The following is a 12,570-nucleotide window of genomic DNA, read 5'->3' on the forward strand; positions in this document are numbered from 1 at the left end:
ATTGACATGACGGTGGAACATATTGACGTGCTGATTGTGGGCGCTGGCCTCTCGGGTATCGGCGCCGCCGTTCACCTCAGCAAGCACTGCCCCGAGCGGGGCTTTGCCATTCTGGAAGGGCGCGATGACCTGGGCGGTACCTGGGATCTGTTTCGTTACCCGGGCGTGCGCTCCGATTCGGACATGTACACACTGGGCTATTCCTTTCGCCCGTGGACGGCAGCCAAGGCGATTGCCGACGGACCGTCCATTCTCAAGTACATTCGCGATACCGCACATGACCATGACCTGGAGCGGCACATCCGCTACGGGCACCGTGTGAAGCGTGCATCCTGGTCAAGCACCGAGTCCCACTGGACGGTGCAGGTCGAGAAGGGGCCTGGCGCTGAGTCGGTGCAGATCACCTGCAATTTTCTGTTCGTCTGCGGCGGCTACTACAACTACGCGCAGGGCTACACACCGGACTTCCCCGGCGTCGAACGCTTTGCCGGGCGCATCGTGCACCCGCAGAAATGGACGCCGGATATCGACTACGCCAACAAGCGTGTGGTGATCATTGGCAGCGGTGCCACGGCCGTGACCCTGGTGCCCTCCATGGCAGAAACGGCAGCCCATGTGACGATGCTGCAGCGCTCGCCCACCTATGTGGTGGCACGCCCGGCGCAGGATGTGCTGGCCAACTGGCTCAATCGCCACCTGCCCGCGCACTTGGCTTATGGCATCACGCGCTGGAAAAATGTGCTGATGGGCATGTTCTTTTTTCGCCTGGCCAAGCGCAAGCCCGAGCGCGTCAAGCAGCTGATGATCAATGGCGTGCGACACGCCCTGGGCCCGGATTTCGATGTGCAAAAGCATTTCACGCCCAGCTACAAGCCCTGGGATCAGCGCGTGTGCCTGGTGCCTGACGCGGACCTGTTCACGGCCATTCGCAAGGGTCGTGCCTCGGTGGTAACGGACCAGATCGAGACCTTCACCGAAGCTGGTATCCAACTGCGCTCGGGCCAGACGCTGGAGGCCGACCTGGTTGTCACTGCCACCGGCCTGGACCTGGTCGCCGTTGGCGGTATTGAGCTGGTGGTGGATGACAAGCCGGTGGTCATGCCCAAGACCATGAGCTACAAGGGCATGATGCTGGCGGGCGTGCCCAACTTCGCCTATGTGATCGGGTACACCAATGCCTCCTGGACTCTGAAGGGCGACCTGACCTGCGAGTTTGTCTGCCGCTTGCTCAAGCGCATGAGCAAGCGTGGCATGACGCAGTGCACGCCGCGCCTGCTCGACGCCAGCGTCCAGCAGGAAAACTGGGTTGACTTCAGTTCGGGGTATATCCAGCGTTCACTGGACAAGTTTCCGACGCAGGGCAACAAAAAGCCCTGGCGGCTGCATCAGAACTATGCGCGCGACATCATGACCCTGCGCTACGGCGCCATCGAGGATGGCACCCTGGTGCTGTCCAGTTGCTCCTGAAATAATAGCTACCAAGGAAATATATACGGGGGCTAAGGGCATATTTTTTGTGAAATCACCACATGTTCTGATCATCAGTCCGGCGCTGGCCGAGGCGAACAACGGCAACTGGCAAACCGCCTGGCGCTGGTCGCGCATGCTGCGCCCGGTGTTTCGCACCAGCATTGCCAGCCAGTGGCAAGGCGAGCATGCCGATGTCATGCTGGCCCTGCACGCACGCAAGTCGGCGCCGTCGGCTTTGGCCTTTGCACAGGCCCAAGGTGCAGACCATGTGGCCGTGGTGCTGACGGGCACAGATCTTTACCGGGATATTCAAACCGACGCGTCTGCCCAGGCCGCCCTGCAAGCAGCCGGCCAGCTGGTCGTTTTGCAGGAATGCGGGCCGGACGCTTTGCCCGCAGCGCTTCGCCCCAAAGCGCGCGTGATTTTCCAGTCGACGCCCCGGCGTGTGCCGCTGACCAAAACCAGTCGCCACCTGCGCGCGGTGATGGTGGGCCATTTGCGCGATGAAAAAGATCCCCTGACATACCTGCGTGCGGCGGCCCGGCTGGTCTCCCGGCCGGACATCCACCTGGACCATATTGGCGACGCGCTGGAGCCCGCGTTGGGGCAGGCGGCCGCGCAAGCCGCGGCCAGTTACACCCGCTACCGTTGGCTGGGTGGCCTGCCGCACAACCAGGCGCTAAGCCGCATCCAGCGTGCCCATGTGCTGGTGCACGCCAGCAAGATGGAAGGCGGCGCTCACGTGATTCTGGAGGCGGTGCAGTGCGGCACGGCGGTGCTGGCCTCGCGTATCGATGGCAATGTGGGCATGTTGGGCCCTGACTACGCAGGGTATTTTGCTTTGGGCGATGATGTGGCGCTGGCTGCCCTGCTTCAGCGCTGCTGCGACGATGCCGGGTTTTTATCCCTGTTGCGCCGTCAGTGTGAGGCGCGCTCGCATCTGTTTGAACCCCGGCGTGAACAGGCCCTGCTGCGCGAGCTGGTCAGTGCACTGGCAGCTGCGTAGCCGCAGCAAGATAATGGTCAAACGAAACCTATGGACAACCTCATGAGCAATACCAATACACCTTCCGTCGCTGCACCCACTACCCAGGCTACTCAGGCCGTGCCCCAGCCACGCCTGACCAGCTTGTCCCACGGTGGTGGCTGCGGCTGCAAGATCGCGCCCGGTGTGCTGTCGGAAATTCTCAAGGGCATCACTGCCATGCCCATGCCGAAGGAACTGATGGTGGGCATCGAGACGGCGGACGATGCCGCTGTGTACAAGCTCAACGACGAGCAGGCACTGATAGCCACCACCGACTTCTTCATGCCCATCGTGGACGATCCGTTTGACTTTGGCCGCATTGCCGCCACCAACGCGATCTCCGATGTCTATGCCATGGGCGGCAAGCCGATTCTGGCGCTGGCGCTGGTCGGCATGCCGATCAATGTGCTGTCGACCGAGACCATTGCCAAGATTCTCGAAGGGGGCGCCTCGGTGTGCCGTGCCGCCGGCATCCCGATCGCTGGTGGCCACACCATCGACTCGGTGGAACCGATTTATGGCCTGGTGGCTCTGGGCCTGGTGCACCCCAGCCGCGTCAAGCGCAATGCCGATGCCAAAGTGGGAGACAAGCTGATTCTGGGCAAGCCGTTGGGCGTGGGCATTCTGTCGGCGGCGCTGAAGAAAGAACAACTCGATGCTGCGGGCTACGCGCAGATGATTGCCGTAACGACCAAATTGAATACCCCCGGCCCCGAACTGGCGGCGCTCGATGGCGTGCACGCCCTGACCGATGTCACTGGTTTTGGACTGGCTGGCCATGCCCTGGAACTGGCGCGCGGTGCCAACTGCACCGTTCAAATCGACTGGGCCCGAGTGCCTTTGCTCAGCGGGGTGCGGGCTCTGGCCTCCCAGGGCATGGTCACCGGCGCATCAGGGCGCAACTGGGCCGGCTATGGGCATGACATTGCCCTGCCTGCGAACTTTGCCGAAGTGGACCGCGCCCTGTTGAGCGATCCGCAAACCAGTGGTGGTTTGCTGGTGTCATGCGCTCCCGAGGCCGTGCCTGCCGTGTTGCAAATCTTCAAACAGCATGGTTTTGATGCGGCTGCTGAAATCGGCGAGATCACGGCCAGTACGGGTGCCGGCCGGCTGGTGCTGCGCTGAGGCTCAGGCCTTTTGATAGCGCTTGATAAACGATCGATCGATCCAGTCCTTGAGCCACCACACCCAGCGACCTTGCGCTGAGTACGGCCCCCAACTGGCGATGGCGTAGTGGTCGCCACAGGACAGCAAGTTCAAGGTGTTGGCCGGCGGCATGTGCGGGGTGGGTTCCATGCCAGTCGTGGCGGCGGCCAGGTTCTTTGCCAGTGCCGGTCCGGCCCGTACCGCGTAGACACCGCTGCGCGCCAGTGTCTGGTCGACTCGGCTGCTGACGTCCCCTGCCGCGAACACATTGGCGTGGTTGGTGGAACGCTGGCATGCATCCACCGCAATGAAACCCTGTTCATCCAGCGCCAGGCCACTGCCTGCCAGCCAGGCCGGCGCTTGTGCACCCGTGGCGATGATGGGCACATCGCAGGCCAGCCGCGCACCGCTGCCCAACACCACTTCGCCGGATTGGATGCTCGCAGCCACGTCGGGCAGTACCGTGACGTTGCGGCGTTTCAGTGCCCGGCTCACGCGTTGCTGAACGCCCGACGGGTAGCTGGCCCCCACTTTGTCGCCGCCTGTGATGAGGGTGACTGACGCAGTGGGCAGCCGATGGCGTATTGCCATGGCCAGTTCAATACCGGCCGCGCCACCGCCAATGATGGCCACCCGCAGCGCGCGGGTGCTGGCCATCTCGGCAACGCGCGGCCACAGGGCACCCAAGGTTTCAATCGGGCGCACGAACAGGCCATGCTCGCGGGCACCGGGCAGCGCGGCTTCAATGCGCTGGCGGTCCTGCACCGGGCCGGTGTTCACCGAGAGCCAGTCGTACTGAAGCTCGCTGCCGTCGTCCAGTGTGAGACAGCATGTGTTGGCGTCGAGTCCGGTGGCGCTGCGGGCCAGCCAGCGGATGCCGGTGTTTTCCAGCAGGGGCTCCAGCGGGATCACGCAGTCATCCAGCGCATAGTGGCCTGCCACGAAGCCGGGCACCATGCCCGAGTAAAGCTGGCGCGGGTAGGGGGCAATCAGGGTGATATGAACGCCCGGTAAAGGCTGGGCAGCGAGTGTCGACAGGACGTGCACATGGGCATGGCCCGCCCCCAGCAAGACAAGGTGTGGGGCAGTGTGTGTGGGCAATGTCATGGGCCGGGTGTCAGCGCCAGGTCACTGGCGTAGGCCAGGCTGGAGCCGTCCGTGGTGTCAGAGTCTGCGCCGATCAGGATCGCGACCAGCGGTGGTACCAGGCCATCGGATTCGTGGCCAAAGGCCTTCAGAAAATCAGCGGCCAGGTTGCGTTCATGGGATACCCATTGCTTGAGCTGAACCGTGCCGGAATTCACCACGATGTAGCGAACCCGACGGGTATAGGCGTTGGGCAACTCTGTGCCTTCTGGCAGCTTTTGGTCCCACACATAGCACAGGGTGGCGCTGGGCAGGAACTCGGTGCTGACACTGCGCGCCAGGCGCAACAGGCTGCGTTCGGCAAGCCCCAGTCTGGCCAGCGGCATATCAAACAGGGCGCAGACTTTGAGTGGCACATCGTCACCGCTTTTGCGCTGCAGATCGGCCAGAGGCAGCCCCTGGTCCAGCCGCCAGCGCCAGCGCAGCAGGGTGCCGGGTGAAACCGCCAGGGCGGGCAGTTCATGGATCAGGTTGGCATAGGCGTTGTCGGCGGTGATGCGCAGCACACGCAAACCATCCAGGGGCACGATGTCGAAGCGGGTGGGTGCCTTGCCGGCTTTGGGCAGACCCACCACGCGCCAGGGTTGTCCGGGCTTGTCACTGGCCGCCACGGCGAGCGGCTGCAGCACCTGGGCAGGGGCCAGATTGCACAAGGCTGCCAGCAGCAGGCCGCAAGCCGCGTTGACAAGATGAGAGGGTTTCATTGAAGGAGGCCAGCAAACATGAACAGGCCCTACTTTAGCCGCGCCGCCAGTCGTGGTATTTGCCCACCCATTCCAGCAGCTTGCCAGGCTGGTGCGCACGTTTCCATTCGCCGGCGGCGTACTTGTTGGCTTCGGCCCGTGTGGGGTAGGTGTGGATGGTGCCCAGAATTTTGTTCAGGCCCAGGCCATGTTTCATGGCCAGAACATACTCGGCCAGCAAATCGCCTGCGTGCGTACCGACCATGGTGACGCCCAGAATCCGGTCTTTGCCCGGGGCTGTGAGCACCTTCACAAAGCCTTCGGTGTCGCTGTCGGCAATCGCGCGGTCCAGATCATCCAGATGGTATGTGGTGAGTTCATAGGCAATGCCTTTTTCCTTGGCCTCCTGCTCGTTGAGGCCCACACGCGCTACCTCGGGGTCAATGAAGGTGGCCCAGGGAATCACCGAATAGTCGGCCTTGAATTTCCTGAGGTCGCCAAACAGCGCATTCACCGCCACATACCAGGCCTGATGCGCAGCCACGTGGGTGAACTGGTAGGGACCGGCCACGTCGCCGGCGGCATAGATGTTGGGGAAAATGGTTTGCAGGTACTCGTTGGTCGGCACGGTGCGTTCGGTGGCAATCCCCAGTTCTTCCAGGCCGTAGCCTGTGAGTCGTGCCACGCGACCCACGGCGCACAACAGCGTGTCGAATTCGATGCGGATTTCCTTGCCTTCGTGTTCCACAAAGATCGCTTTCGTTGCGCCGGATTTCTCGCAACGCAAGGCCTTGTGTCCGGTCAGCACTGTGACGCCATCACGTGCCAGCGAGGCCTGCGCCAAAGCGGAGACGTCCTCATCTTCACGAATCAGGATGCGTGGCGCCATTTCCACTTGCGTGACTTGTGCCCCCAGCCGCGCAAAGCTTTGCGCCAGCTCGCACCCAATCGGGCCGCCTCCCAGAACGACCATTCGCCGGGGCACTTCGTCCAGTTTTGCAAACTCGTCCCACAGGGTATCGCTGGTGACATAGCCGACCTCGTCCATGCCCGGCAGCGGTGGCACGAAGGGGCGTGCACCTGCCGCAATCACGATGGCGCGGGTGGTCAGAAGCTGCTTGCTGCCGTTGTTCAGCGTGATTTCCACGGTCCATGGATTCACAATTTTGGCGTAACCTTGCAGGACTTCCACACCCAGACCGGTATAGCGCTCGATGCTGTCGTGGGGTTCGATGGCGGCGATCACCTCGTGAATACGTTGCATCACTGCCTTGAAGCTGAATGTGGCAAGGGTGTCTGACAGGCCGTACTGGCTGGCGTGCTTCATCTGGTTGGCCAACTTGGCACTCTTGATCAGCGCCTTGCTGGGTACGCAGCCGTAGTTCAGACAGTCGCCCCCCATTTTGTGCGCCTCAACCAGCGTCACCTTCGCCTTCACCACGGCCGCAATATAGGCCGACACCAGACCGGCCGCGCCGCCACCGATGACCACCAGATTGCGATCAAATTGCCGGGGTTTGAGATGGCGCCAGCGGGCATAGACCTGGCGGCTTTTGAGGCCATCCACGATCTTGCGGGCCAGCAGGGGGAATACGCCCAACAGGACGAAGGACCCCAGCAGCGCCGGGCTCAAAATGCCCTTGAGAGAATCCAGCTGAGCTAATTGCGTGCCTGCATTCACATACACCGCAGTGCCGGCCAGCATGCCGAGCTGGCTGACCCAGTAGAAGGTGGCCGCCTTCATCTTGGTCAGACCCATCAGCAGGTTGATGACGAAGAAGGGCACCAGCGGGACCAGTCGCAGGGTGAACAGGTAGAAAGCACCTTCCTTTTCAACACCCCGGTTGAACTCCGCCAGGCGCTGACCCAAGCGGGCCTCGACGCTGTCGCGCAGCACAAATCGAGATGCCAGAAATGCCAGTGTGGCGCCCACGCTGGACGCGAAGGACACAATCAGGGTGCCCCACCACAGGCCGAAGATGGCGCCGCCGGCCAGCGTCAGAATCACCGCGCCCGGAAACGACAGGGCCGTGACGAGCACATAGAGCGCAAAGTAGGCGGCCACTATCTGCAGCGGCTGTTGTGCATAAAGGTTTTCGAATGCTGTCTGGCTGCTTTTGAGATAGTCCAGGCTCAGGAACCGGCCCAGGTCGAAGGCAAAGTAGGCGGCCACCAATGCGGACAGCATCAGTAAGACGCTGATTTTTTTCGTGTTCATAGGGGATAGTAGGTACCGAGGCTGGTTTTCTTACAGTTCGACCGCCAGCTCCATCGTTGTGGATTGTCAAGGGCTGCCATACAGCAGGGGGATAATGCGCCAAGTGCCGACGGCCACTTCTGGCTGACCGGATTGAGTCTATTGTCTGGGAGAAATTGCGATGAGAAAATTTATGACCGTAGCCCTGCTGGCGCTGGCCGGCCTGGCACACGCCGAGACCTCGGCTGCCAAAAGGGAACTGGTTGCCAAGGTTCTGCAACTGCAGCAGCCGGCCATCGAAATGGCTGCGCGCGCCCTGGCTGAACGCCCGGCGGCCATGCTGATGCAACAGGCGGGTCTGGCTTTGCAAACCCGCGTTGCCGCGGAGAAGCGAGAGGCCATTGGCAAAGAGATTCAGGCCGATGTCAAAAAATACGTGGAAGAGGCCGTTCCGCTGGTGCGCGAGCGGGCGGTCAAGCTCGCACCGTCCACCATCGGTGTCATGCTGGAAGAAAAGTTCAGCGAGGAAGAGCTCAAGCAACTTATCGCCATCATCGAATCGCCCGTGAATCGCAAATTCACTCAAATGAGTGGCGAGATGCAGAAGTCACTGGTAGACAAGCTCGTCGCAGACACCCAGAGTGCGATGGATCCGAAAATCAAGGCGCTGGAACAAGTCATCGTCAAGCGGCTGGGCCTGCCTGCACCGACGGCCGCCGCCGGCAAGGTGGCGAACCCACCTGCCAAAACCCCCGCCAAGTAAATCTGAAGGAGTTGCACCATGAAGTCCGCCCTGTCGTCTGCCATCGTTGCTGGCCTGTTGGCAAGCAGTCTGCCCGTGCTGGCGCAATCAGCAAGTGGCACCCATACCGTGCGCTTGCTTACACCTGAGACGGCACTGAAGGCTGCCTCTGCAGCATTGCAGGATTGCCGCAAGCGGGGTTTTCAGGTGGCGGTGGCTGTGGTGGACCGCGGTGGCGTGGCGCAGGTCATGTTGCGTGACCGTTTTGCTGGCGCGCACACGCCTGACACGGCCACCAACAAGGCATGGACTGCAGTGAGTTTTCGCACCGATACGCTGGAACTGGCCCGGGCCACCGAGGCTGGCCAGCCCAGTTCCGGTATTCGTCATGTACCGCGCTTTGTGGGCGCAGGTGGCGGGGTGACGGTCCAGGCTGCCGGGACTGTGCTTGGCGGCATTGGCGTGTCCGGGGCGCCCACGGGCGAGATGGACGAGGCCTGTGCCAAAGCCGGCATTGTCAGCATTCGCGACGACGTCGAATTCTGAGGTTCGTGGCTTGGGGCCACAACAATGGCGGCCCAAGTCGGCGGCTGATACCTGGCGGGGAGCCTGATCAGGGATCGCTCGGCACCAGAAAACCGGCATAGGCCAGACCCGCGGCGACGCCACCAAAGCGGTCGCCATGCAACAGGGCTGTCCCTGGCAAAGCGGCTTGCAGTGCTTCGACCAGTGGCTGCAGCGCAGAAGAGCCGCCGGTCAGGTACATCACATCCACGCTCGCAAGTCCGGATGCCTCTATGCACTGCAGGGCGCAGGCAACAACCTGGGCGACGGGCTGGCTCAGGGCTTCGCGCATGCCCGGCGCTGTGATGCTGGCGTCCAGTGACGCTGAAGCGGGCGTACTCAGGAAGTCCAGGTTGACGACAGCGCTTTCACCAGAGACCGAGCAGGCGATTTTGGCCACTTCCACGCCCGCCAGAATACGGTGTCCGTGGTGCTCTTCAATCACCTCCATCAGCCGCGCATGCAAGGTCTGGTCGACATAGTCGGTCCACAGTTCACGGGCAAAGTGCAGGGCCTTGCGTGTCGTGGTCTGGTGGATCAGATGCCAGGTGGAGAGATCAAAAAAGATGCTGTTGGGCACCGGGCGTCCACCGGTGCCGATGTGTTTGTAGCCCAGCAGGGGCATCACGGTGGACAGGTCAAGCAGGCGGTCAAAATCGGTGCCGCCAATGTGCACGCCGGTCGTCGCCAGGATGTCGCCACTGCGATCAGCGTCACGGCTGCGCTCGGGGTTCAGGCGGATAACCGTGAAATCAGAGGTGCCACCGCCGATATCCACGACAAGGGCCGTGGTCTCCGTTGCAATTCTCTGCTCGTAGTCAAACGCAGCGGCAATGGGTTCAAGCTGAAAGCTGATGTGGGTGAATCCGGCCTCCCGGGCGGCGCGGGCCAGGGTGTCTTGTGCGAGTGCATCACGTTCAGGGTTGTCATCCACAAAGTGGACCGGGCGCCCCAGCATGGCGCGCTCAATGGAGTGGCCCACATGGATCTCACAGCGGCGTTTGAGCTCCTTGAAGAACAGCACCACGATGTCGAAGAATCGGATGGACTGGTTGTTGACCACCGTGTACTCGTCCATCAACCGACTGCCCAGCAGGCTCTTGAGCGAGCGCAATAGCCGGCCTTCGGTGCTGGACAGGTAGGCTTGCATGGCCTGCGAGCCGAAGGCGACGGTATGCGTTTCGCTGGCGAAAAATAGCGCGGTCGGCATTTCCGGGCGGCTGTCGTCCAGCGCAATCACCTGCAACTTGCCGTCGCGGTCGATCAGCGCAGCGGCGGAGTTGGATGTACCAAAGTCGATGCCCAGGGTGACTTCATTCGCGGGCGCGTCACTGACCCTAGGCTGCACTGGTGGAGGCTCCCAGCACGTGCGTCAAAAAGGCAGAAATGTCCGCTATCTCCCGTGGATGAACGCTGTGCTGCATGGGGTAGGTGTGCCAGTACACCGCATGACCCTGTGCCAGCAGTGCGTCGCGCGAGCTTTCACCCCGGGCCAACACCACCACCGGGTCCATGGTGCCGTGGGCCATGAAGACCGGCGTGCTTGCATTGGCCGTGTGGCGCTCGTCGATGAATCGGTCTACCAGCGGCAAATAGCCAGACAGTGCGATGATGCCGGCAAGCTGATAAGGCAAGCGAAGTCCCGTGTGCAAGGCCATCGCGCAACCCTGTGAAAAACCAGCCAGCACGATGCGCGACGGCGCAATGCCGCGGGCTATTTCGTTTTCAATCAGCGCGATGATGGCCTGCTCTGATTTTTGAATCCCTGCGGCGTCCTGGCGGCTAATCAGGTCGGTGCCCAGAATGTCGTACCAGGCGGGCATGACATAGCCGCCATTGAGGCTGACCGGAATGCTGGGTGCATGGGGAAAAATAAAACGTATCGGAGGGCAAGCGTGCAAATCCAGTTCGGGAACCAGGGCTGCAAAGTCGTTGCCGTCAGCCCCCAGGCCATGCAGCCAGATGACAGCCGCAGTCGGTTGGGGAGCGCTTTCAATTTCAATATGAGGCAACAGGGTGTTCATGGCGCAGAAGTGTACAAAATGAGATCGCCAGCCCACAGCACAGGCCAATAGGCCCAACCCCGAGTCTTGCCAGCGATGCGAAGCCGGTTAGCGTACCACGACGCTGGCGGGATTGTTGCCGGTAATGACGATGGCAGGCGCCATGCCGGTCAGGCTGCCATCGACGGCCGAGATGTTGTACTGGGAGACGGTATTGCTGCCATGGTTGGCCACATACGCGTAGCGGCCAGACGGGTCCACCGCTACGCTTCTGGGCGTGCTGCCGGTGGCGACACTGCCCGGGGTGATGGCCGTCAGCTTGCCGGTCGTGCCCGAGAGGGTGTATTGCGAGACGGTATTGTTGCCTTCGTTGACGACATAGGCGTAGCGTCCAGACGGGTCGATGGCCGCACTTCGGGGGTTGGTGCCGGTGATGACGGTGGCAGGCGCCATGGCTGACAGTGTGCCGTTGACGGTCGAGATGATGTACTGCGAGACGGTATTGCTACCGTAGTTGGCGACATAGGCGTAGCTTCCCGAAGGGTCGATGACCACACTGGCCGGATTGATCTCCGTGATGACGGTGGCAGGCGTCATGGCTGACAGTGTGCCGTTGACGGCCGAGAGGGTGTACTGGGAGACGGTATTGCTGCCGTAGTTGGCAACATAGGCGTAGCGTCCCGACGGGTCGATGACCACGCTCTCGGGATTGATGCCGGTGATGACGGTGGCGGGCGCCATGGCCGTCAGGCTGCCATCGACCGCCGAGATCGTGTACTGCGAGATGGTATTGCTGCCGTGGTTCACCACATAGGCGTAGCGGCCCGAGGGGTCGATGGCCATATCGCGCGGCGCGACGCCGGCCACGACGGAACCGGGAACCATGGGGGCCAGGCCTCCCGCTGCGGAGATGGTGTACTGCGACACGGTGTTATCCGCTTCGTTGCTCGCGTAGGCATACCGGCCGCTCGGGTCGATCCGGATACCCAAGGGGTTCGTACCGGAAAGCACGGTGGCGGGCGCCAGTGCTGCCAGACTGCCATTTGCTGCTGAAAGTGCGTACTGTGAGAGCGTATTGCTTGCGAAATTTGCAGCATAGGCGGCATGTACGCCATTTCGGCAAGTGATGGTGACATTGCTGACGTTGCTGGTCGCGACGGTACCACCGCCGTTGCTGACCTGGCACAACTGGGCCGGGGCGGCGGGGTCTTGGTAAACCGCGACGGCATAGCGTTCGCCACTGGCCACTCGCGTGGTGAAGCTGGCTACGCCATTGGCGACGATGGTCAGATTGTCGGTGCCTTTGTTTTGCAGAATCAGGCCGGTGCCGGCCAGTCCACTGACACTGACGCTCAAGGTATAAGTCGGTGTGGTAACCGGTGCGGGGGTGACAGCGCTGCCATTACCCCCGCATCCTGCCAGCAGCAGGGTGGCAGGAAGCACCAGCAGGGCGGTTTTGCCCCAATTTGCTGGTCTGCCCCTCGCAGGTTTGCTCAAATGGCGCGAATGACACAGTGAAGGCGGACGCATGGCAAAAGTTTAGCAAGTGCCTTCAAGAAGAAACGTGAGAATTCGCAAACTATCCCGGGATG

General features: G+C 61.9%; 11 protein-coding genes. 5 read left to right on the forward strand and 6 right to left on the reverse strand.

The features are described from left to right. Nucleotides 1-6: 6 nt before the first annotated feature. The 3 genes from IV109_RS02660 to selD are packed head-to-tail and all read left to right on the forward strand — an operon-like array spanning nt 7 to nt 3,622. Nucleotides 7-1,467, forward strand: coding sequence for an NAD(P)/FAD-dependent oxidoreductase (locus tag IV109_RS02660; protein WP_296691697.1), 1,461 nt, complete (start codon nt 7-9; stop codon nt 1,465-1,467). Between the two features lie 49 nt (nt 1,468-1,516). Continuing rightward, complete coding sequence (gene senB, locus IV109_RS02665) at nt 1,517-2,476, forward strand: selenoneine biosynthesis selenosugar synthase SenB (RefSeq protein ID WP_296691699.1); 960 nt, start codon at nt 1,517-1,519, stop codon at nt 2,474-2,476. A gap of 42 nt (nt 2,477-2,518) precedes the next feature. After that, a complete protein-coding gene (selD, locus tag IV109_RS02670; protein WP_296691701.1) occupies nt 2,519-3,622 on the forward strand; it encodes a selenide, water dikinase SelD in 1,104 nt (367 codons plus the stop codon). A 3-nt stretch (nt 3,623-3,625) separates the two neighbouring features. On the opposite strand, the gene IV109_RS02675 is transcribed toward selD, so the two are convergent. Genes IV109_RS02675 through IV109_RS02685 form a run of 3 tightly spaced genes read right to left on the reverse strand, consistent with a single transcriptional unit; the run spans nt 3,626 to nt 7,690 of the window. Beyond that, nucleotides 3,626-4,750: an FAD-dependent oxidoreductase gene (locus IV109_RS02675; protein ID WP_296691703.1), complete on the reverse strand. Its 1,125-nt coding sequence runs from the start codon at nt 4,748-4,750 to the stop codon at nt 3,626-3,628. Next, nucleotides 4,747-5,493: a DUF3047 domain-containing protein gene (locus IV109_RS02680; protein ID WP_296691706.1), complete on the reverse strand. Its 747-nt coding sequence runs from the start codon at nt 5,491-5,493 to the stop codon at nt 4,747-4,749. Before IV109_RS02680 ends, IV109_RS02675 begins: the two co-directional genes overlap by 4 nt. Nucleotides 5,494-5,527: 34 nt before the next feature. Next, entirely contained in the window at nt 5,528-7,690 is a 2,163-nt protein-coding gene (locus IV109_RS02685; protein ID WP_296691708.1) for an FAD-dependent oxidoreductase, read from the reverse strand. Nucleotides 7,691-7,850: 160 nt separating this feature from the next. Here IV109_RS02685 and IV109_RS02690 point away from each other — a divergent pair, with 160 nt between their 5' ends. Beyond that, complete coding sequence (locus IV109_RS02690; RefSeq protein ID WP_296691710.1) at nt 7,851-8,432, forward strand: hypothetical protein; 582 nt, start codon at nt 7,851-7,853, stop codon at nt 8,430-8,432. A gap of 18 nt (nt 8,433-8,450) precedes the next feature. Continuing rightward, nucleotides 8,451-8,957: a heme-binding protein gene (locus IV109_RS02695; protein WP_296691711.1), complete on the forward strand. Its 507-nt coding sequence runs from the start codon at nt 8,451-8,453 to the stop codon at nt 8,955-8,957. A gap of 67 nt (nt 8,958-9,024) precedes the next feature. Here the strand turns inward: IV109_RS02695 and IV109_RS02700 are convergent, their stop codons facing one another. From IV109_RS02700 to IV109_RS02710, 3 genes are all read right to left on the reverse strand, one after another. Further along, complete coding sequence (locus IV109_RS02700) at nt 9,025-10,323, reverse strand: Hsp70 family protein (protein WP_296691712.1); 1,299 nt, start codon at nt 10,321-10,323, stop codon at nt 9,025-9,027. After that, on the reverse strand, nt 10,313-10,999 hold the full coding sequence (locus tag IV109_RS02705) for a dienelactone hydrolase family protein (protein ID WP_296691713.1): 687 nt from the start codon (nt 10,997-10,999) through the stop codon (nt 10,313-10,315). Before IV109_RS02705 ends, IV109_RS02700 begins: the two co-directional genes overlap by 11 nt. 87 nt (nt 11,000-11,086) lie before the next feature. After that, entirely contained in the window at nt 11,087-12,421 is a 1,335-nt protein-coding gene (locus tag IV109_RS02710) for a beta-propeller fold lactonase family protein (protein ID WP_296691714.1), read from the reverse strand. Between the last annotated feature and the right edge of the window lie 149 nt (nt 12,422-12,570).

This window comes from Rhodoferax sp. (genome assembly GCF_018780565.1).
Lineage (GTDB): Bacteria > Pseudomonadota > Gammaproteobacteria > Burkholderiales > Burkholderiaceae_C > Rhodoferax.